Source organism: Reichenbachiella sp., assembly GCF_965233835.1.
Lineage (GTDB): Bacteria > Bacteroidota > Bacteroidia > Cytophagales > Cyclobacteriaceae > Reichenbachiella.
Genome location: NZ_OZ247585.1, coordinates 1,474,891 through 1,494,449 on the forward strand (window position 1 = coordinate 1,474,891; position 19,559 = coordinate 1,494,449).

Here is a 19,559-nt window from a genome sequence, read left to right on the forward strand (position 1 = left end):
GGGCTTTGTTTCAAGTTATTATATTTTACTGCTTGTCCTTGTTGAAGTCGATTACTACCGGAGTAGCAATGAACAATGATGAGTAAGTACCGATTAAAATACCTACGATCAAAGCGAAAGAGAAACCTTTCAATACTGCTCCGCCGAACAAGAACAATACAATTACCACGATCAAAGTCGTCACAGAAGTAATCATTGTTCTGTTGATTGTGCTATTCAACGATTCGTTGAAGATGGACTTCATCTCTCCTCCAGCCTTCACGTCTAGATTTTCTCTTACTCTATCAAATACTACCACGGTATCATTAATAGAATAACCAATAATCGTCAACATCGCTGCAATAAATACCTGATCTACCTCGAAAGAGATACCTAGCATATTTGCGATAGCAAATGCTGAAAGTACGAATAGGGTATCATGGAATAGTGCGATGATTGCACCCAATCCAAATTGCCATTTTCTAAACCTTACCAAGATGTATAGGAAAATAACTACCAAGGCAAAAACCACTGATTGCGTAGAAGCATTCTTGATATCGTCGGCAATTGTAGCGCCAACTTTAGAAGAACTAGCAATGGTAAAGTTTCCTTCGCCTGCTTTAGAATCATCTTGTACGTAAGTCAAATTAGTGAAATCTGAAACTCCACTCACTAAGGCTGCTTTTACATTAGCATCAGCTTCATCTGTCTCATCATTGATCAAGTAACTGGTGGTTACTTTCAATACGTTGTTAGCGCCGTAAGTTTTTACTTCTACCCCTTGGTTGTCGAAAGACGAACCTAAAGCCACCTTCAAAGCAGATGACTCTACTGGTTTGTCAAAAGAAACGACATAAGATCTACCACCAGTGAAATCAACACCGAATGTCAAACCTTTAATCAACATAGCTACTATACCAATTGTGATAAACACTGTAGAGAATAAGTATGCAAATTTTCTCTTAGAGATAAAGTCGAAGTTCATTCCTGCCAAAGCATTTTTAGAAAGACCTGTAGTAAATGAAATTTTGCTTTGATCTCCTTTTTTGCTGAACCATTCTACAAATACTCTGGTAATGAATACCGCAGAGAAGAATGAACAAGCAATACCTACCATCAAAGTGATGGCAAATCCTTTTACTGGACCTTGACCTAGTGAGTAAAGAATAATACCTACCAAGAAAGTAGTCACGTTTGCATCTACAATAGAAGAATAGGCTTTTCTATATCCAGAAGTGATAGCCTGCTTTAATCCAGCTCCATTTTTCAACTCTTCTTTTATTCTTTCGAAGATCAGTACGTTCGCATCAATCGACATACCGATGGTCAATACAATACCGGCGATACCAGGTAATGTCAAAGCAGCACTTAGCTGAGCCAAGATTCCCAAGATGAAGAATACATTGAAGAACAAAGCTAAGTTGGCGATCATGCCACCGCCTGAGTAGTAAGCTACCATAAATACAATCACAATAGCCAAACCAGCAAAGATGGAAAGCATACCCTGATCCTGTGCTACTTTACCCAAAGTTGGTCCGATCACCACATCTTCTACAATAGTAGTAGGGGCAGGAAGAGATCCTGCTTTCAAAATGTTAGCTAAATCCTTGGCTTCTTCAAGAGAGAAGTTACCAGTGATTTGAGAACTTCCGTTTGGAATCTCACCTTGTACGTTTGGCGCAGAGTACACATAGTTGTCAAGTACGATTGCGATACGTCTGTTTACATTGTCTCCTGTCAATTTTTTCCACTTCTTCGCACCAGTAGCGTTCATGTTCATGCTAATCGCAGGAGCAGTTCTTTGATCCAAATCCTGACGAGCATCTACAATTACTTCACCGCTCAAAGGTGCTTTGCCACCTCTGCTAGATTTAATCGCATACAATTCCAAGAATTCATCCTGGCTCAATTCATCTTGATTTTTGATTGGCTTTACCAACCACATGAATTTGATGGTAGCTGGAATGACTTGCTTCACCTTAGGATTTTTCAACATTCTGTTGACTTGTGCCGTATCCTTCAAATCGTACACCAATCCGTATTGTGCTTTCAATAAGCTAAACAATGGAGACACTTGTGAGTTGAATGTAGAATCAACCGCAGTACTATCGCTAGCCAATTGTGCTTCTAGATCATCTGCGTCTAAAGAATCAGCTGCCGAATCGTCACCTAATAAATCACCTAAGTCTTGAGATTCGGTAGTTTCGTCTTCTTCTGCAGAAATTTCTGGCAATTCAGCCTGCATTTCTTTCACCATCACATCATTCATCGCTTGAAGTGTTGGGAATATTTCTTGCATTTCGTGTACTTCCCAGAATTCCAACTTAGCCACACCTTGCAAAAGTTTTCTTACTCTTTCAGGGTTGTCAACACCAGGTAATTCAATTTGGATTCTGCCAGTACCCTGTAATCTTTGGATATTTGGTTGTGAAGTACCGAATCTGTCGATTCTTGTTCTCAAGATATTGAAAGAACGATCAATTGCTCCATCTACTTCAGTGTTGATCAAGTCAAGCACTTCCTCGTCAGAGGTACTTAAGCTAATTCTACCTCTGTTGGCAGCTGTAGCAAAAACACTAGCCAAAGACTGATCTGGAGCCACTTCTTTGTAAGCGTTATAGAATTCGGTTACGAAATCTAGCTGTGTACCTTTTACATTTTTCTTGGCCATATCTAAAGCCTTCAAAAAGTTAGGATCAGTACTGTTGCCGCTGATTCCTTTTACGATTTCTACAGGAGAAACTTCAAGTGTAACGTGCATTCCACCCTGAAGGTCAAGCCCAAGGTTCAATTCTGTTTCTTTGATTTCTTTGAATGTGAAATCCACACCAAACAGGTTGTAAACTGGCTCATTCCATACAGAATCGAGGTATTCCTGCTTCTTTTGGTAGTCTGTGGTATTGTCCACAGTAGCTGCGTCGATTGCCTGCTGATTTACTCGCTGTGCCACAAAGGTGAACGACAGGTAATAAACGCATAGCAAAGAGATAATAATCGTGAGTAATACTACTCCGCCTTTATTTTTCATTTTTATAAATGTTTAAAAAAGTAATTACGAAATAAAATTTTTAATTGAGTGTGTGGTCGTGAGAGACCGATTTTGTAGCCAAGGGCCTAGAGGGATTGCTTAGGGTGCGTTAGGGGCGATAATAATATTGAAAAGCACTTTGAGGAGCTTTTCAGGCAGACGAACTGCCAATCGATCCAATGTTTGTGTTTCAGAAGGTTCAACCTCAGGCTGATCATTCATCACAAAATCCAACGGAGCGAAATGAATTTGAGCAGTAGGAGCTACCGCCTCCAAAGTAGATATTTGTGCCTCGTTAGGATTTTCCTTGTCGGAAGAATCCTTCTTATCGTTCACATCCTTATCCATCTGGCACATGAACTCACAATCAGCATAAGCCTTCATTATTGGTTGTCCAATAATGCCAAGTGCAGCAATCATTCCTATAGTAAGAATGAGCGTTTTGTACTTCGATATGTGATTGATGATATTCATCTAGCTCGCAAATGTATATAAATAATAAATAGATGGAAGAACGGAACAAATATTTAGTTTTGATCCTGTGAAAAATCCTTTGGTATCGGTCATCTGTCTTTGTTACAATCAGGCAAGATTTGTTAAAGAATCCTTAGACTCTGTAGTAAATCAATCATACAAGGAGATTGAACTCATCGTAGTGGATGATGGTAGTAATGATGATAGCAAGGCGGTTATTCAGGAATGGCTACTTGCTCATGATGGGGTTCCTTTTGTAAATCTACAAGAGAACTTGGGCAATACTTCTGCTTTCAACCAAGGACTAAGGTTGGCTCAGGGCAAATATGTGATCGATTTGGCAGCAGATGATGTGCTGATTTCTAATAGAGTAGAAAAGCAGATTGATTTTTTTGAGCAACAAGAGTTGAATGTTGGAGTTATTTATTCTGATGCCATGTATATATCAGAAGAGGGGAGACGATTGCAAAGGCATTTTGCCAATTCAAGGTTGAAGCCATATACGGGAGAAGTGTATGAGAAAGTTATTGATACTTATTTTATACCACCACCTACCATGATGATGAAAAAAGAAGCGCTAGATCAAATGGGTGGATATGATGAGTTGCTGGCCTATGAAGATTTTGATTTTTGGGTAAGGTCAGCTAGAAATTGGCGGTATGCCTATCAATCTGAAGTTTTAACACTTATCAGAAAGAGTGATCATTCACATTCTAAAGGGTGGTATAGAAAAGATGACAAACAGCTCTATTCAACCTTTAAGGTTTGCAAAAAAATCCAGGAGTTAAATCAAAAAAAATCTGAAGGTTTAGCATTGATTAGACGAGTGAAGTTTGAATTAAGGCAATCCTGCTTTTCTGGAAATCATGATGAATTTGACTTGTTCTTTGAGCTATTACAAGAACTCACTCACGTGCCAACTAAGTATGTATTGATGTGCAAATTGAATAGACTAAGGCTTGATTTGTCGTGGGTTAGAAATATCTACCACACACTCTTCTTTCGTTAGTCTTTTTTCCAAAACCTCATTTCCAGAGATATTCTGGTTTGATCTGTATTTAAGTTTATTGAGCCACCATGAATCAAATAAGGAGAGAAAACTAATATCTGGTTGAGACTCGGATTTGGTCTGACAAAATTTAATTCCTTCTTAGATGAAATTAGCCCAGGAACATTGAATTTCACATTATTCATTCGGGCACCTTCTTTGGTTCTTATGAAAGTATCCTCTGCAAATAGGTGTGATCCTTTGGCTAAAATGAGCGATGATTTTTCATTGCTTCCACAAATGGGGATATACAAGTTAATGCAACTACAATTCTCTTCTTGCCATGCATCTTTATGAAGCGGATTGAAATCAGCTTGGTTTGGGCGAATTACCCTGAAATGGAATACACGTTCTCCATTCATCGGTTTCTTGGATTGAACCGAAGTGCCACAAATTTCGGAGACCTTGGTCTCAAGTTTATCAAAGTATTCGCCCAATTCAGGCCAATCAATGAGTTTTGTTTTATCAACCACGTTTAGATGGTCTTGATAATCTTTTATTAATGTGTGATAAAGGCTAAGTGGTGTTTGATCAATAGGTAGACCTCCCTCTACCATTTTTTTTCTGAGAAGTGATTCGATATGAGAATGAAATTCATGGTACTTGTTTTCGTCGAAAAGATTTTTTACTACATAGCCGGCGTTATTCCAATCTGCTTGTTTAGAAAGGTCGATGTCTTTGTCAAGAAGGCAATATGGTTTGTCAATGAATTTATCTCCTTCAACGGAATATGAAATCTGATCCTTTCCAACCTGTATTTTCATTACCTTCTATTATCGTCACCCAACAGCATACTCAAATAGCTGTCATATCTGCTTTGAGATATTTCACCTTGTTCGTAGGCCTCAGCAATGGCACATCCAGGCTCATGTGTATGTGTACAGTTATTGAACTTGCATTGGCCAAGTAATTCTCTAAGCTCAGGAAAGTAGTGGCTGAGTTCATCTTTCTCAATTTCTGCTAAACCAAGCTCCTTGATTCCTGGTGTATCTATGATGTAGGAATTGTTTGATACCTTAAACCTTTCGGCAAATGTGGTGGTATGTATACCTTTTTCAGAAAACTCGGATATCTCCGATGTTTTTTGTTCAGCATCTGGGATTAGCTGGTTGACAATAGTCGACTTGCCCACACCTGAATGGCCGGAGATCAAGGTTGTTTGATTTGCAATAGACTTCTTAAATCTGTTAATATCGTCAGGATTAAGTGCAGAAATAAATCCAGTTTGATAGCTCAATGCTTCATACTCATTCATTTTTTCTTTTAATCCTACCAGTTCTTCTTCCGAAAGGAGGTCAATTTTATTGCACAAAATCATGGCTGGAATCCTGAATGCCTCAGCAGTCACAAGAAATCGGTCAATAAACCCTAAAGAAGTACGTGGATTAGCAACGGTTGCTACAATAACTGCTAAATCAATATTGCTGGCAATAATATGGCCATGGCCTTTTTTCTTAGGCGAGGTACGAATGATGTAATTCTCGCGAGGTAATATTTTAGAAATAATCCAGGCTTCTGCGTTGCCGTCATCTTCGATCATCTCCACTTTATCCCCTACCGCAACAGGATTAGATATTTTTTTATTCTCAAGCTTGAATTTCCCCTTGAGTCTACATTGGTAGCTGGCACCATCGGCCCCTTCTACCAAATACCACAATCCCATTGATTTAGTTACTGTCCCTTGCATGTATAAACTTTGGAGGAGCTAAAATAAAAAAGTCCTCCGTCAAGGAGGACTTTTAATCACTATATTGATTATTTCTTAGTGTTTAGAAAGATAGTCAGCTACACCCTCTCTAGTGGCTTGCATTGCATCTTTGCCTTCTTCCCAGTTAGCAGGACATACTTCGCCGTGCTTCTCTACATACTGAAGTGCATCAACTAATCTGATCATTTCATCAATATTTCTACCTAATGGAAGATCATTAATAGTTTCGTGTCTTACTGTTCCCTCTTTGTCGATCAAGAAAGTTCCTCTGAAAGCGATTGGAAGACCGCTGAATGACAATTGTCCTTCCTCGTCGTAATCCCAATCTCCAGCCAATACGCCGTAATTGTTAGCGATAGTTTTGCTAGTGTCAGCTACCAATGGGTAAGTTACGCCTTCGATTCCACCTTTGTTTTTGTCGGTCATCAACCACGCCAAGTGAGTTTCTTCTGTATCTGTAGAGGCGCCTACTACCGCAACTCCTCTTTTTTCAAATTCAGCCAATTTTTCCTGAAAAGCCAAGATTTCGGTCGGGCAAACGAATGTGAAGTCTTTTGGGTAGAAAAAGAATACAACTTCTTTTTCGCCTAAGTATTGATCTAATGAGAATGATTCAACTATTTCGTCTCCGTTTACTACTGCAGGAGCAGTGAATAATGGTGCTTTTTTTCCTACTAATGACATATGTTATAATAAATGTTTGTGATGTAAAATTTATACCTCAAAATTAGTACTTGGCTTATTGTTGGAAGAAGGATTAAATCAATTTTATTTATCGGTCGATAGAATTCTTTTTTTACTAGATAATATCAACTGATTGGACTAAGAAAAGGGCTTTTTTTGTGTAATTATTGTAATTAGCCTTATTTTTAAACTACGAAATAAAAACTGATGATCATGAAATTGAACTTTACTAAATCAATATTTATACTGAGTATTGTTATTGGGCTTGGTTCCAGCTCCAATCTCTTTGCTCAAGATTTTACCGATATTTTGAAAGCCCCTGAAGCTGAAGCAGAGGCTTATCTTAACGAATATATTAAGCCAGCCATGTTTTCTTTCGCGAATGGTATGGCAGGAGGCTGGTACAACACTGCCAAAGCTCATAAGCCTCTTGGATTTGATTTAACGTTTACTCTAAATGTTGCTAACATCCCTAATGATGAGCGGATGTTTAATTTTGGAAATGTTAGGTACGGTAATAATCAATCATTTAATAATCTGCGACTTCTTAGCGGGAATACGAATACGGATTTGCCGACTCTGGTTGGGGGGGATACCGACGAGACTTTAGTTTTAGCTGGTGATTATCAAGCTCCTGATGGCAATACCTATACATATACTGCCGAACAATTTCCGGCACCAGAAGGATTTGACCCAGAGAGTTTGCCGATAGCTGGGGCCCCTGTTCCAATGATTCAGTTAGGTGTTGGGATAATTAAAAATACTGATGTCAAGATTAGGTATGGTAAGTATGAAGCTGCAGTAGATCCAAGTTCCACGTTTGGTGCAGAACTGAAGTATGGGCTTGACTTGTTTGGAATAGGTGTCATGCATGATTTCAAACAATGGATCCCAGGTATTAAGCACTTGCCCTTGGATATGGCCATTTTTGTAGGGTACTCTAGATTTAAAACAAAAATTGATTTTGATGTAGATGAGGGTGTAGGAGGAGGATTTGTAGCTTCTGGAACGAGTGAAATGACAGCCAGTAATACAACAATTCAAGCGCTGGTGTCAAAGAAGTTATCGATACTGACCTTGTATGGCGGAATTGGATACAATGCAGTTTCAAGTGGATTTAAAGTGAAAGGTGAACTTACTAATTATAATTTAAGAGACTCTGGAGGTAACCCGTACACAGTAACAGATCCCGTAGATTTAACCTATGATGGAGGAAGTACTTTTAGAGGTACTGTGGGATTAAGAATTAAACTGGCAATAATTACTTTGCACACAGACTATACTTTCCAGAAGTATAATACACTCACAGTAGGATTGGGATTGAGTGTGAGATAAGTAAAAAACACAAAACCATATAAAAACGAAAAGCCCCGATTGTGATCTCGGGGCTTTTCATTTTTGATAAAAATGTTAAACAGGTGTATGAATAAAATTTGTGTTATGTACTTCTTTATACTAGATACATAAACAAAGTAACCACCTGTTGTAATTTTTTTTGAAATATTTTTTAATGCGCCGTTTTATCGGGTGTTAATCTCGTATGGATGCAGTAATTACGGTGATGCTGTCCTTAGGGGAAAGGGCTTTTTTAGCTGCAGTGAGTACATCAGACGACCTATTCACTTTACTCACAACTAGAATCAGAAACAAGAGCGATAGCTTGAGTATGAAGGTTAGTTCTGATTTTGCTTTTCTCGACATGCTTGGTAGTTTAGATTTCTCTAAGGTAAAATTATACAATTATAGGAGTGAGTAAATTTCATTTCGATGAATTTGCCGAATTAATAGATTAATGCTTGAAAACGGGCAACTTTTAGTTTTAAGAAGAGAAATAGTGTAATATGAAAAGAGTTCTATTTGTTTGTTTAGGGAATATATGTAGGTCGCCATTGGGTGAAGCAATTTTTAATTATAAAGCTTCTGAACTTGGGATGGAGGCAGATTCAGCGGGTACTGCTGCTTATCATGTAGGGGAAAACCCTGACCACAGAAGTATTGAAGTGGCTCGAAAACATGGGGTGCCTATTAGTCATAAGGCCCGAAAATTTGTGGTAGAGGATTTTGATAGGTTTGACTATATACTGGCCATGGATGAACATAATTATGAGGATATGAAAGCACTGACTCATGAAAGCACAGAACATCTGTTTTTATTGAGAGAATTCGATCCTGATTCAAATGTTGATTTGAATGTGCCTGATCCATATTATGGAGGAACTGAAGGATTTGAAAAGGTCTTTCAAATGGTGTCTAGATCAGTGGATGGGCTGATTGAATACATACAATCAGAGCAATGAAATTTCTTTCAGAAGTCGTTTTTCAGCTATTTAATAAAAAGGCTTCCATAGACCATTTCAAATCTATTGGTGGTGGATGTATACATCAGGCAGGAGTTTTTAGTTTTGATGGAGGAAAATATTTCATAAAATGGAATAACTACAGTTCGAAGATGTTTGAGGTCGAAGCTAAAGGCCTGAATCTGCTCAGAAAAACGGACTCCGTGAGTATTCCAAAAGTTATTGGTAGTGGTACTGTGGGAGAGGTGGATTATCTATGTCTCGAGTGCGTAGAGTCCAGAGCTCAATGTGGTACTTTTTGGGTAGATTTTGGTACATCACTAGCTCAATTGCATAGAAATACAGCTCCCAAATTCGGTCTTGATCATGATAATTTCATAGGTAGCCTGCCACAGGCTAATGAGTTACTTGATAATTGGACTGATTTTTTTATTCAAGAAAGGCTCATTCCTCAACTTAAACTGGCGCGGGATAAAGCACTGATAGACGCTAGCCTAGATCAAACATTTGAACGATTGTATCCAAAATTGCCAAAACTGATCCCTGTAGAATCACCAGCTCTACTCCATGGTGATTTGTGGTCTGGTAACTTCCTAGTTGGAGATGAGGGACAGGCCGTGATTTTTGATCCTGCAGTGTATTATGGACATCGTGAGGCCGAGTTGGCTTTCACTCGAATGTTCGGCGGATTTGATCCTTTATTCTATCAAAGCTATCATGATGCCTTTCCGATAGACGGAGGATTTGAAGAAAGAGTAGATATTTTTAATTTATATCCACTCTTGGTTCATGTCAACTTGTTTGGACCTTCATACTTATCTGGTATCAATCAAACGTTAAGCCGATTCACTTAAGAGTTTGTGCTTTTTTTCAGGAACGTAAAGCAAATGATATACGTCTTTTGACTTTTGCTCTAGTAGCACCTCTTTTCTGTCATAAATTTTGCTCAGGGCTTCCTGATCGTAACCTTTTACAGTCAGCATTTCTAGATTATCCCTCATTTCGATGTTGAACGTATCACTTAGGCGTTCTACAAGCTTTTCAACTTTATCGAATTTCTTGTCAATACAAATCGAAAAGCTTACGGCTGAATTTTGCATCAAATTTATCTTGATATTGAGCTGATCCAGTGCATTAAATATTAAACTCAATTTCCTTTCATCAATAAAGGTGAAATCGGTCACCCTAAAATCAACAAATACCTGTTTGGTTTTCAAAATAAATGACGCCGGATGTTTGCCTGCTCCTTCAGCGCCTATTACAGTTCCTAGTTCTTTGGGTGTATTGAATGGACGAACATAGAGTTTGATGCCATTTTGCGCTAGCGGCTTAATAGTTCTAGGGTGAATGATGGAAGCACCATAAAAGGTCATCTCAGAGGCATCGGTATAGCTCAGCTGGGGAATGATCACTGCATCTGGCATTTTGCTTGGGTCCGCTGTCATTACGCCTGGGACATCCTTCCAAACCGTTACTGATTCAGCATTCAATCCTGTAGCAAAGATTGCTGCACTGAAATCGGAACCTTCTCTACCCAATGTGGTTGTTTTTCCTTCGCCATTGGAGCCAATGAAACCCTGTGTAATGACAATGGCATCTTTGGTGAAAACTGGAATTTTCTCACCGATATTACGTCTGGTCATGTCCCACTCTACACGAGCATCAATATAGTTGTAATCTGTTTTTACGTAGTTTCTGGCATCCACCCAAATAGTCTTATGTATGTTTTGGTTAAGATAGTTTCTGATAATTCTGGTAGATAGTAGCTCTCCCTGACTCACCATTTCACTATAAACTTCCATATAGGGTTTGCCTTCAGCAAAACTCAAATATTTGGCAATACCTTCGAAGATTGATTCTAATCTTTCAAACACCTGGTGATCTGGTTCAAACAAGCCATTCGAGATATCAAAATGAAAGTTTTTAACCACTTGAAGTTGAGCTTGCCAATCACCCTTTTCGAAAAATAATTTCACCAATTCTTCCAAGGCATTGGTCGTCTTGCCCATGGCAGACACAATGACAACCAATTCGTCATCGCAAAATTGCTTAATTACTTCAGCTACATTTTTAACAGAAGGTGCGTCCTTTACTGAAGCACCACCAAATTTGAATACTTTCATCTTAAATAAATTAGGGTGGCAAAAATACCGATGGAGGTAGAATAAAAAAATAAAAGACCATCTATTGAGGGTAGAATCCCTTAACAGTGACTTAACATTAAGCGGATTATTTCTATTTTTGCAGCAACCCAAAATACATTTAATGGATAAGCAATCACTAGGATCTACTATCGGAACAACTTTAGATAGATTCATTAATGACAAACAAGGCGAATTTGCATTTGCCACTGGTGAGTTGTCTCAACTACTCAGAGACATAGCACTTGCTGGAAAAATCATCAACAGAGAGGTAAATAAATCGGGTCTACTGGATATTGCTGGTGCCTATGGTGCAACCAATGTACAAGGAGAGGAACAGCAAAAACTTGATGTAATTGCTGATATTAGATTTACTCGGGCGTTGAAAAATGGGGGTGAGGTTTGTGCCATTATTTCTGAAGAGGAAGATGAATTGATCCGACTCAACTCTAATAGTCGATATGTGGTTGCCATGGATCCGTTGGATGGTTCTTCTAATATTGATGTAAATGTTTCTATTGGAACCATTTTTTCAATTTATAGAAGGGTTACTCCTGTAGGTACACCAGTTCAGATGGAAGATGTGTTGCAGAAAGGCGACAACCAGGTAGCTGCTGGTTACATTTTGTATGGGTCTTCTACGATGTTGGTTTATACCACCGGACATGGTGTAAATGGATTTACTTTCGAACCTACTCTTGGAGAGTTTTTACTTTCTCATCAAAATATGAAATGTCCTCAAGATGGAAAAATATATTCTGTCAACGAGGGTTCTTATAATAGCTTTGAACCTGAAGTGAAAGCGTATATAGAGCACTGTAAAAAGGAACAATACAGCGCGAGGTACATTGGTTCACTTGTAGCAGATTTTCATAGAAATCTATTGAAAGGAGGGATATATATCTATCCGAGCACAGAGAAGGCACCAAATGGTAAACTTCGTCTAATGTACGAATGTAATTGCTTAGCATTTATCGCGGAACAGGCCGGTGGAATGGCAACAGATGGAAACCGTAGAGTGATGGAAATAGAGCCTACCGAACTTCATCAGAGAGTTCCATTATTCATCGGGTCACCTGATATGGTGAAAAAAGCGCATGCATTTAAAGGTGAAGAGGTAATTGCTCAGAAAAGTTAAATATTTCTGTACTTCTCTCTTGTTTTTACCTTTTGCATTTCACGTTTTACAACTTCACGAGCAAGAGTGGCTGCAATTTGATCTGGAGCCGTAGTGGAGAGAATTTTCTTGAACTTAACTTCATCCAAATCAATTTTATAAAAAGCATTCAACAAGCGAGTCATATCCTGATTGAGCAAATTGTTGATGATAGAAGTCAAAGCTTCTTCCAGTGCTTGCTCGGATGATTGAAAAGAAGCCAGCTCCTCTTCTGGGAGCTGGAAATGTTTTGTGATTAATGCGCTGCAAGATGAGACTGAAGTACTCATCAAATTATTATTTTGACTCCTCCTTACTCTCTTCTTTTTTGTCTTCGAAAAGTTCTGGGTAGCCAGCACTAAGTAAATGATACCATTTTACCAGTTTCTTAATATCAGAAGCATAAACTCGGTCTTCATCATATTCAGGAAGTATGTGCTTCAAGAAAGCTTTGAGTTCGTCATTGTCTGCATTACTTTCTAAGCCAGTGTCTCCATTGAATTCCTGATGAATTTTCTTCATCACTTGCTCTAATGGGCAAGAGCCTTCTTTATCAGTAGTATAGATAGATATTTCACCAAGAACAGATACTTTTGAATTGACGTTGACCACCAATTTCTTTTTCTGTTCATCCATTGATTCAAGGATCATTCCTCCGCGAGTGGGAGCCACTACGCTAAACAATCCGCCTTTCCCTGATACTGTTGCTATTTCGTTGAAATCCATAGTTAGTTATTAATCGGTCGCAAAATTAATATTTTCTTATAGACTCTCATTGATTTGCCCGATGTATTCTAATATTTCCTTTTGGCCTATTTTGTTGTTGGATGAAGTCACAAAAGTAGGCGGTAGTTCGTCCCAATGTTTTTGCAGTTCATTTTTGAAAGTGGCCATATTTGACTTAAGCTTTGTGCTATTGGGCTTATCCGCTTTGGTGAAAATAATGGAGAAAGGGATTTGATATTCACCCAACCAATTGATAAACTCAATATCAATTTTTTGTGGGGGTATTCTAGAATCTATCAACACGAAAACGTTGTATAGATTTTCTCTTTGACCCAGATAGTTTCGGGTCATGATATCCCACTTCTCCTTCATTTCTTTACTCACCTGAGCCCAGCCGTATCCAGGCAAATCGACCAGAAACCAGGCCTTGTTAATTAGGAAATGATTGATCAATTGGGTCTTGCCCGGTTTGCCTGAGGTTTTAGCCAATTTGGTCTTATTAGTCAGCATATTTATCAATGATGACTTTCCAACATTAGACCTTCCAATGAAGGCATATTCCGGTTTGTCTGGGGTGGGGCATTGTTTGTAGTCAGTGTTGCTGATTACAAATTCGGAACTAGTAATTTTCATTGGAATTAATTTTTTGCAAAAATGCTCAAATCCAAATTGTTACTCTAAGCATATCAAGATTATTTCTACTCTTGATATGAATGAGAGAGTGGTAATTAATTCGGGGAATCCATGTAATATTGCAGCGAAATTAAAATACGAAGCAATTGGCACTACCTTACAAAAATCAGGAGCAATCTAAAAAGCAACAAGTAGCTGATATGTTTAATAATATCAGCAAGCGCTATGATTTCCTTAATCATTTCCTCAGTATGGGCATAGACATTCTATGGAGGAAAAAGGCCATCAAACAGTTAAAACCTCATCAACCAAAACTGATCCTTGATATTGCTACTGGAACCGGAGATTTGGCTATAGAGGCGCTAAAGCTTAAGCCCGAAAAAATCATCGGGGTAGATATATCTGAAGGTATGCTCGAGGTAGGCAGAAAGAAAATGATCGAACTAGGTGTGGAGGATCAGGTAGAAATGCGAATGGGTGATTCTGAGCAGCTTTTGTTTGAAGACAATAAGTTCGATGCCGTAATCGTTGCCTTTGGCGTAAGGAATTTCGAAAATCTGGAAAAGGGACTGGCCGATATGAGGAGAGTGCTCAAAGATGGAGGAAAGTTGGTTGTCTTGGAGTTTTCAAAACCGACCAAATTTCCAATGAAACAACTTTATGGTTTTTATTTTAAGGCTATATTGCCATTAATTGGGAAATTGGTTTCAAGCGACAATGCGGCTTATACCTACTTGCCTGAATCGGTAGCAGAATTTCCATACGGGCAACAATTTTTAGACGTATTAGAAAAAACAGGATATAAAAACACTCAATGCAAACCCTTAACATTTGGCATAAGCTCTATATACACAGCCTCAAAGTAGTACTTGGTTTTGCTGTTGGCTTTTGTCTGTTTGTATCTGAGTCCAGAGCTCAGCTCCCTGGCAGTATAAATTTGCCCAACTTTGATGAACAAACCGTTCATTATGGTTTTTTGATTGGAGGGCACTCTTCAAGGTTTAGGCTCAAGTATTCTGATGAGTTCATCACTCCAGCACTAGACTCTGTTCATTCTATTCTTCCTACACACAAATTTGGTTTTAAGATTGGCTTCATTGTCAATTTCCATGTATTTCAATATATGGATGTGCGTCTGGCACCAACATTTAGTTTTTATCAGTTAGGGCTTGATTATCGATATGACAATGGAACGGTACTAGAAGAGCTTCGGGACCCTACTTACTTCGAATTGCCTTTATTGATAAAGTACAAGTCGGTACGAGTTGATAATAGAGCGATCTATTTATTAGCAGGAATTACACCAGCGATAAAGGTTTCGGGCAACAAAAAACAGGAAGACTCCTCAGAACGACTGTTGATTGAAAAATTCAACCTTTCAGTTGATGTAGGAGTAGGCTTGGATCTGTTTCAGCCACTTTTCAAATTTTCACCTGAGGTGAGATACTCTTTTGGCTTACTTAATGTACTGGATAGTGAGGAAAATGATTTTAGTGCAGGTATTGAGAGCTTGAATATTCATAGCTTCACGATATATGTCACCTTTGAAGGCGGCCCATCTACATTCAGAAGAAAAGCAAGGAGATATTAATCCTTGGAGGTTTCAACTTCAGCATCCTCATCCATATAATTCATTTTATAAACGAAGTAAAATAAGAAGTTGAATTTGTTCACGGAGTAGTAGCTAGAATCTGGCTCAGCACCTGATTCCTCAGTTTGATCTGTAGATTCAGCTTCGCCATTTGTACTCAACTCTTTAGAATCTGTCGAAGCTTCTGCTTTGTATACTCCACCATCACCAACATTATTGGTAGTGTTTTCAGTCTTTGCCAGAGCTGACAAACTGAAAAGTACGCAGAACAATATAGAAAAGTATTTCTTCAACAATTTTTGGATTGTGCTAATGAAAGCAACGAATTTATAGAGAATATTGTTACAATAAATGCTCTTGACGAATTTTCTATTGATTTTAAGCGAAAATTAGGTGATTTACTTAAGGTTGATTTCATAAATAAAGCGATCAGATTGCTCGGCTCCCATTCTCTTTTTGTAAGTGAAGAGGCCATTTTGAAGTTCACCATCAATTGAGGAAATGCCTAGGTCAAATATTTCATAGTTTCTGTCTCTTAGGTCATGATATAATTGAAACAATAGGTATGATAACGGGCTTAAGGATTTATAAACCCTATCAAATCCAGGCAAATAGTTGTAGAGGATTTGATCATTCACCAATACAAGAATCGTGGCAGCGAGGATTTTTTGTTCACAATTTCTGACTGTATAGCATTCATAACTTCGTGGAAGTTTGAGGAATAGTTGTTTTAGAGATTGATTGTCAATATTGATTTCTAGCCCTTGTTGGTTCCTGCACGAAGTAAGAAATGAATGAACTTCTTGAATCTTGCTTGGATCCTCTTTGCTAAATATTAGTTGTTCTTGTTGGCATTTTTTTATTTTTCTCAACTGCATGGGGTGCAGGTTTTGCTCAAAGTCTTGGCCGAGAAATACAAACTGATTAGCCTCTTTGGTATAACTAAACTTGTGCCTTACAAGCCCATCATGAATTATTTGAAATTCAGGAGTTGGTTCGAATTCAGGCCTTTGGCGAACAATTGCCTTTTGTATACCCCGTTTTGACAATTTTTCTTTGAGGTCAGTGGTCATTTTGTCCATTGCTGTTTGGGACAGAGAACCTTCTATATTAAATCCTGCGTATGGAGCTTTTGGTAAAGAAATTGCTAGATGGTCTTCTTGAGAGAAGGTTATATTTATCTTGCATTCGCTTTCCTTCCATTCGTAGACAAAAGTTTTTTGGATACTATTAGCATCCAGATAAATTTGGTCGTCAAATAATATGCGTTGGGAAGGATCAATCACGAAGACTAAATTTTAGATTGAACAATATTAAGTCATTTTTCCTTGTAGTGTTTTTTTTGTTTTCAGTTAAACTGATTGCTCAAAACACACCATTATTCTCAAATACAAGTTTGCTAGAAATGGTAGATCGTGGTGGAGATTTTATATACAATCAGGAATTTCAGAAGGCAGAATTTGTTATTGACTCTTTGGAACAGCAACTCCCAGGGCACCCGATTGCTCCCATGATGAAGGCTATGAGCTTAGCCTGGCGAGATCAACCGATACGAACTTCCAGTCCCGTTTATGTTGAACATGAGAAGTACTTGATGGAGACCATAGCCAAGTCGGAAAAGATAAGTAACAAAGATCCCAACAATTTGGAAGCCATGTTTTTTGAAATGTCAGCACATGGTTTGCTGGCAGAGTACTATGCGCAAGAGGGGAGTAGTTTTAAGGCGATGTCTCAAGCTAAGCAGACCTATAACCTGATTAAAAAGACCATGGAGCATACTGCCGAAAGCCCTGAATTGCTTTTTCTGTCTGGTTTGTATAATTATTTTAGAGAAAAATATCCAGAAAGACATCCGATCTATAAGTCTGTGGTTTGGGTATTCAAATCTGGTGATGTCCAACGCGGACTCGTGCAATTAGATAGTGCAGTACATCATAGTAAGATTGTAAAAATTGAGGCAGGATTATATCTGGCCTATATCTGGTTACGGTATGAAAACAGAGCGGACAAAGCGAGGTATTACCTTGAAAGGCTTTACAATATGTATCCTGCAAATGATTATTTCAAAGCGAAATACTTAGAATGTTTAATGAGGCAAAAAGACTACAAGAGTGCTATGCCATTGATCACTCAACTTCAAGCTCATGAAAAGCCATATTTCAAAATGTGCGGCGAAATATTCAGAGGTGTGTACGCTGAAAAAGTTGAAAAATCGCTGGATGCTGCTGAGCGTTTCTATAAACGAGGTTTAAAAACGGGAGAAGAATCTCCTGATCGAGGTGAGTATTACAGAAGTGTCGCTTACTTGGGTCTGGGAAGAATATCCGAAGCAAACAATAATATGGAGCTAGCCGCTGTCTATTATGAGAAAACAATCGATATGGATGAAACGGACTGGCTGACGGAAGAAGGAGAGACTAGATTGGATCAGATTGATTAGCCATGGCAGAGTCGTATCGCATTATCAAATCACCGACGGAAGGTTTTTATAAGGAAAAGGGTAGTAAGTTTTTGGGTTTTGCCTATCAGGTGAATAACCTGGATGAAGTAAAGAAGAAGTTGGAAGCATTAAAGAAAGAGTATTATGATGCTAGACACTGGTGTTACGCCCACATTATAGAAGCTGATCAGCACCAACTGATTCGGGCTAATGACGATGGAGAACCGAATCATTCAGCTGGAGATCCTATTCTAGGTCAAATCCGTTCATTCGATTTCACCAATACGTTGGTAGTGGTAGTTCGATATTTTGGAGGAACTAAACTGGGAGTAAGCGGACTAGTTCACGCCTATAAAACTGCAGCCGAGGATGCCTTGCAAAAGGCAGAAATCGAAGTGGTTGAAATTAAGCAGGACTTTAAGGTTGAGTATGGCTATGAGAAAACCAGTGATGCCATGCGAATTATTAATGATTTTGGGGTAGAGATCAAGAATCAGGAGTTTCTAGAAATTTGTACTTTGTTTGGACGCATTGAACCTGAAAAATTTGAAGCCTTGAAAGATAAGTTGAGTTTGATTCAACTTATTGCACGGAAACTCTAGTTCTTGTTTGCCAATTGTCCGCAGGCGGCGTCAATGTCTTTTCCCCTACTTCTTCTTACATGAACATTTACTCCCTTGTTGGTTAAAAACTTGGTGAAGTTATCTAAAGTATCGGCATCAGCATTTTTATAGCTTGCTTCAGCGATAGGGTTGTACTCAATGATGTTAATTCTGGCAGGTACCCGCTTCCAAAATTCATACAGCTCTTTCGCATCCTGAAGTGAATCGTTGAAGTCGTAGAAAAGGATGTATTCAAAAGTAATTTTGTTACCTGTTTTCTTATAGAAATAATTCAGCGCTTCTCTTAATGCTTCCAGCGTATTGGACTCATTGATCGGCATGATTTTATTTCTCTTTTCATCGTTGGCTGCATGAAGTGAAAGAGCAAGATTGAACTTGACCTGATCGTCTGCCAGTTTTTTGATCATTTTGGCAATACCTGCGGTTGAAACTGTAATCCTTTTGGGAGACATATTTAGGCCGTCGGGTGCCGTAATTCGATCTATGGAATCCAATACATTTTTATAATTCAGAAGGGGTTCACCCATTCCCATATAAACGATATTGGATAAAGGTTTGTCAAAGTTTTGTTCGGCTTGTCTCGAGACTGCTACTACCTGATCATAAATTTCTGCGGCCTCCAAATTTCGTTCTCTGTCCATGTAGCCTGTTGCACAAAACTTGCAGCTCAGTGAACAACCCACTTGTGAAGAAACGCAGGCAGTCATTCGCTCATCTTGGGGAATCAATACACTTTCTATAAGGTGATTGTCGTGAAGCTTTAGTGCTGATTTTATGGTGCCGTCATTACTTTTTTGTTCTTTATCGACCTTTGCTGGCCGAATAGTGAATTGAGTTTTGAGCCTTTCTCTTGTAGCTAATGAAAGGTTAGTCATTTCATCTATTGAGGTCGCAGACTTTTTCCATATCCACTCATGGATTTGTTTGGCTCGAAATGGCTTTTCTCCAATGCCTACCAAATACTCAGAGATTTCTTCTTTAGAAGATTTCCTTAAATCTATAAGTGTTGCTGCCTCATTCATGGCGCAAAG

General features: G+C 38.6%; 22 protein-coding genes. 9 read left to right on the forward strand and 13 right to left on the reverse strand.

What is annotated here, in order from left to right:
* Positions 1-25: 25 nt before the first annotated feature.
* On the reverse strand, positions 26-3,007 hold the full coding sequence (gene secDF, locus ACO6S2_RS06320; RefSeq protein ID WP_422361673.1) for a protein translocase subunit SecDF: 2,982 nt from the start codon (positions 3,005-3,007) through the stop codon (positions 26-28).
* Between the two features lie 99 nt (positions 3,008-3,106).
* Positions 3,107-3,481: a hypothetical protein gene (locus tag ACO6S2_RS06325; RefSeq protein WP_422361674.1), complete on the reverse strand. Its 375-nt coding sequence runs from the start codon at positions 3,479-3,481 to the stop codon at positions 3,107-3,109.
* 67 nt (positions 3,482-3,548) lie between these two features.
* Between ACO6S2_RS06325 and ACO6S2_RS06330 the strand changes: the two genes are divergently transcribed.
* Positions 3,549-4,490 carry a glycosyltransferase gene (locus ACO6S2_RS06330; protein WP_422361675.1) on the forward strand — a complete coding sequence of 314 codons (942 nt, stop codon included), beginning with the start codon at positions 3,549-3,551 and terminating at the stop codon, positions 4,488-4,490.
* Here ACO6S2_RS06330 and ACO6S2_RS06335 read toward each other — a convergent pair.
* The 3 genes from ACO6S2_RS06335 to ACO6S2_RS06345 form a co-directional block, all read right to left on the reverse strand.
* Entirely contained in the window at positions 4,487-5,293 is an 807-nt protein-coding gene (locus ACO6S2_RS06335) for a hypothetical protein (protein ID WP_422361676.1), read from the reverse strand. The two genes, ACO6S2_RS06330 and ACO6S2_RS06335, sit on opposite strands and share 4 nt — an antisense overlap.
* On the reverse strand, positions 5,293-6,216 hold the full coding sequence (rsgA, locus tag ACO6S2_RS06340; RefSeq protein ID WP_422361677.1) for a ribosome small subunit-dependent GTPase A: 924 nt from the start codon (positions 6,214-6,216) through the stop codon (positions 5,293-5,295). The genes ACO6S2_RS06335 and rsgA overlap by 1 nt, the downstream gene beginning before the upstream one ends.
* A gap of 75 nt (positions 6,217-6,291) precedes the next feature.
* Positions 6,292-6,921: a peroxiredoxin gene (locus ACO6S2_RS06345; RefSeq protein WP_422361678.1), complete on the reverse strand. Its 630-nt coding sequence runs from the start codon at positions 6,919-6,921 to the stop codon at positions 6,292-6,294.
* Positions 6,922-7,134: 213 nt separating this feature from the next.
* Here ACO6S2_RS06345 and ACO6S2_RS06350 point away from each other — a divergent pair, with 213 nt between their 5' ends.
* Positions 7,135-8,256: a DUF6588 family protein gene (locus ACO6S2_RS06350; protein WP_422361679.1), complete on the forward strand. Its 1,122-nt coding sequence runs from the start codon at positions 7,135-7,137 to the stop codon at positions 8,254-8,256.
* A gap of 195 nt (positions 8,257-8,451) precedes the next feature.
* Here ACO6S2_RS06350 and ACO6S2_RS06355 read toward each other — a convergent pair whose 3' ends face one another.
* On the reverse strand, positions 8,452-8,622 hold the full coding sequence (locus ACO6S2_RS06355) for a hypothetical protein (RefSeq protein ID WP_422361680.1): 171 nt from the start codon (positions 8,620-8,622) through the stop codon (positions 8,452-8,454).
* A gap of 140 nt (positions 8,623-8,762) precedes the next feature.
* On the opposite strand from ACO6S2_RS06355, the gene ACO6S2_RS06360 reads away from it, so the two are divergent.
* Positions 8,763-9,218 (forward strand): low molecular weight protein-tyrosine-phosphatase, encoded by a 456-nt coding sequence (locus ACO6S2_RS06360; RefSeq protein ID WP_422361681.1) that lies wholly within the window; start codon positions 8,763-8,765, stop codon positions 9,216-9,218.
* Positions 9,215-10,072 carry a fructosamine kinase family protein gene (locus tag ACO6S2_RS06365; protein ID WP_422361682.1) on the forward strand — a complete coding sequence of 286 codons (858 nt, stop codon included), beginning with the start codon at positions 9,215-9,217 and terminating at the stop codon, positions 10,070-10,072. Before ACO6S2_RS06360 ends, ACO6S2_RS06365 begins: the two co-directional genes overlap by 4 nt.
* Here the strand turns inward: ACO6S2_RS06365 and ACO6S2_RS06370 are convergent.
* Complete coding sequence (locus ACO6S2_RS06370) at positions 10,055-11,341, reverse strand: aspartate kinase (RefSeq protein ID WP_422361683.1); 1,287 nt, start codon at positions 11,339-11,341, stop codon at positions 10,055-10,057. The two genes, ACO6S2_RS06365 and ACO6S2_RS06370, sit on opposite strands and share 18 nt — an antisense overlap.
* Positions 11,342-11,483: 142 nt before the next feature.
* Here ACO6S2_RS06370 and fbp point away from each other — a divergent pair, with 142 nt between their 5' ends.
* Positions 11,484-12,497: a class 1 fructose-bisphosphatase gene (fbp, locus tag ACO6S2_RS06375; protein WP_422361684.1), complete on the forward strand. Its 1,014-nt coding sequence runs from the start codon at positions 11,484-11,486 to the stop codon at positions 12,495-12,497.
* Here fbp and ACO6S2_RS06380 read toward each other — a convergent pair.
* Genes ACO6S2_RS06380 through yihA form a run of 3 tightly spaced genes read right to left on the reverse strand, consistent with a single transcriptional unit; the run spans position 12,494 to position 13,874 of the window.
* A complete protein-coding gene (locus tag ACO6S2_RS06380) occupies positions 12,494-12,805 on the reverse strand; it encodes a hypothetical protein (protein ID WP_422361685.1) in 312 nt (103 codons plus the stop codon). The genes fbp and ACO6S2_RS06380 overlap by 4 nt on opposite strands.
* A gap of 7 nt (positions 12,806-12,812) precedes the next feature.
* Positions 12,813-13,241, reverse strand: coding sequence for a DUF5606 domain-containing protein (locus ACO6S2_RS06385; RefSeq protein WP_422361686.1), 429 nt, complete (start codon positions 13,239-13,241; stop codon positions 12,813-12,815).
* 36 nt (positions 13,242-13,277) lie between these two features.
* A complete protein-coding gene (yihA, locus tag ACO6S2_RS06390; protein ID WP_422361687.1) occupies positions 13,278-13,874 on the reverse strand; it encodes a ribosome biogenesis GTP-binding protein YihA/YsxC in 597 nt (198 codons plus the stop codon).
* A 200-nt stretch (positions 13,875-14,074) separates the two neighbouring features.
* On the opposite strand from yihA, the gene ubiE reads away from it, so the two are divergent.
* Complete coding sequence (gene ubiE, locus ACO6S2_RS06395; RefSeq protein WP_422362435.1) at positions 14,075-14,740, forward strand: bifunctional demethylmenaquinone methyltransferase/2-methoxy-6-polyprenyl-1,4-benzoquinol methylase UbiE; 666 nt, start codon at positions 14,075-14,077, stop codon at positions 14,738-14,740.
* Positions 14,689-15,465: a porin family protein gene (locus tag ACO6S2_RS06400; RefSeq protein WP_422361688.1), complete on the forward strand. Its 777-nt coding sequence runs from the start codon at positions 14,689-14,691 to the stop codon at positions 15,463-15,465. Before ubiE ends, ACO6S2_RS06400 begins: the two co-directional genes overlap by 52 nt.
* Here ACO6S2_RS06400 and ACO6S2_RS06405 read toward each other — a convergent pair.
* Together ACO6S2_RS06405 and ACO6S2_RS06410 are read right to left on the reverse strand one after the other, a co-directional pair.
* The gene (locus ACO6S2_RS06405) at positions 15,462-15,758 is read right to left on the reverse strand and encodes a hypothetical protein (RefSeq protein WP_422361689.1); all 297 of its coding nucleotides are present in this window, start codon (positions 15,756-15,758) and stop codon (positions 15,462-15,464) included. The two genes, ACO6S2_RS06400 and ACO6S2_RS06405, sit on opposite strands and share 4 nt — an antisense overlap.
* 105 nt (positions 15,759-15,863) lie before the next feature.
* On the reverse strand, positions 15,864-16,751 hold the full coding sequence (locus ACO6S2_RS06410; RefSeq protein WP_422361690.1) for a GNAT family N-acetyltransferase: 888 nt from the start codon (positions 16,749-16,751) through the stop codon (positions 15,864-15,866).
* Between the two features lie 17 nt (positions 16,752-16,768).
* On the opposite strand from ACO6S2_RS06410, the gene ACO6S2_RS06415 reads away from it, so the two are divergent.
* Positions 16,769-17,905 (forward strand): tetratricopeptide repeat protein, encoded by a 1,137-nt coding sequence (locus ACO6S2_RS06415; RefSeq protein WP_422361691.1) that lies wholly within the window; start codon positions 16,769-16,771, stop codon positions 17,903-17,905.
* Between the two features lie 2 nt (positions 17,906-17,907).
* A complete protein-coding gene (locus tag ACO6S2_RS06420; protein WP_422361692.1) occupies positions 17,908-18,507 on the forward strand; it encodes an IMPACT family protein in 600 nt (199 codons plus the stop codon).
* On the opposite strand, the gene rlmN is transcribed toward ACO6S2_RS06420, so the two are convergent.
* Positions 18,504-19,550, reverse strand: coding sequence for a 23S rRNA (adenine(2503)-C(2))-methyltransferase RlmN (gene rlmN / locus ACO6S2_RS06425; RefSeq protein WP_422361693.1), 1,047 nt, complete (start codon positions 19,548-19,550; stop codon positions 18,504-18,506). The two genes, ACO6S2_RS06420 and rlmN, sit on opposite strands and share 4 nt — an antisense overlap.
* Positions 19,551-19,559: the final 9 nt, after the last annotated feature.

Bases quoted from the DNA above. Each gene is read 5' to 3' on its own strand.
- secDF (WP_422361673.1), bottom strand. From the start codon at position 3,007: ATGAAAAATAAAGGCGGAGTAGTATTACTCACGATTATTATCTCTTTG.
- ACO6S2_RS06325 (WP_422361674.1), bottom strand. From the start codon at position 3,481: ATGAATATCATCAATCACATATCGAAGTACAAAACGCTCATTCTTACT.
- ACO6S2_RS06335 (WP_422361676.1), bottom strand. From the start codon at position 5,293: ATGAAAATACAGGTTGGAAAGGATCAGATTTCATATTCCGTTGAAGGA.
- rsgA (WP_422361677.1), bottom strand. From the start codon at position 6,216: ATGCAAGGGACAGTAACTAAATCAATGGGATTGTGGTATTTGGTAGAA.
- ACO6S2_RS06345 (WP_422361678.1), bottom strand. From the start codon at position 6,921: ATGTCATTAGTAGGAAAAAAAGCACCATTATTCACTGCTCCTGCAGTA.
- ACO6S2_RS06350 (WP_422361679.1), top strand. From the start codon at position 7,135: ATGAAATTGAACTTTACTAAATCAATATTTATACTGAGTATTGTTATT.
- ACO6S2_RS06355 (WP_422361680.1), bottom strand. From the start codon at position 8,622: ATGTCGAGAAAAGCAAAATCAGAACTAACCTTCATACTCAAGCTATCG.
- ACO6S2_RS06360 (WP_422361681.1), top strand. From the start codon at position 8,763: ATGAAAAGAGTTCTATTTGTTTGTTTAGGGAATATATGTAGGTCGCCA.
- ACO6S2_RS06365 (WP_422361682.1), top strand. From the start codon at position 9,215: ATGAAATTTCTTTCAGAAGTCGTTTTTCAGCTATTTAATAAAAAGGCT.
- ACO6S2_RS06370 (WP_422361683.1), bottom strand. From the start codon at position 11,341: ATGAAAGTATTCAAATTTGGTGGTGCTTCAGTAAAGGACGCACCTTCT.
- fbp (WP_422361684.1), top strand. From the start codon at position 11,484: ATGGATAAGCAATCACTAGGATCTACTATCGGAACAACTTTAGATAGA.
- ACO6S2_RS06380 (WP_422361685.1), bottom strand. From the start codon at position 12,805: ATGAGTACTTCAGTCTCATCTTGCAGCGCATTAATCACAAAACATTTC.
- ACO6S2_RS06385 (WP_422361686.1), bottom strand. From the start codon at position 13,241: ATGGATTTCAACGAAATAGCAACAGTATCAGGGAAAGGCGGATTGTTT.
- yihA (WP_422361687.1), bottom strand. From the start codon at position 13,874: ATGAAAATTACTAGTTCCGAATTTGTAATCAGCAACACTGACTACAAA.
- ubiE (WP_422362435.1), top strand. From the start codon at position 14,075: ATGTTTAATAATATCAGCAAGCGCTATGATTTCCTTAATCATTTCCTC.
- ACO6S2_RS06400 (WP_422361688.1), top strand. From the start codon at position 14,689: ATGCAAACCCTTAACATTTGGCATAAGCTCTATATACACAGCCTCAAA.
- ACO6S2_RS06420 (WP_422361692.1), top strand. From the start codon at position 17,908: ATGGCAGAGTCGTATCGCATTATCAAATCACCGACGGAAGGTTTTTAT.
- rlmN (WP_422361693.1), bottom strand. From the start codon at position 19,550: ATGAATGAGGCAGCAACACTTATAGATTTAAGGAAATCTTCTAAAGAA.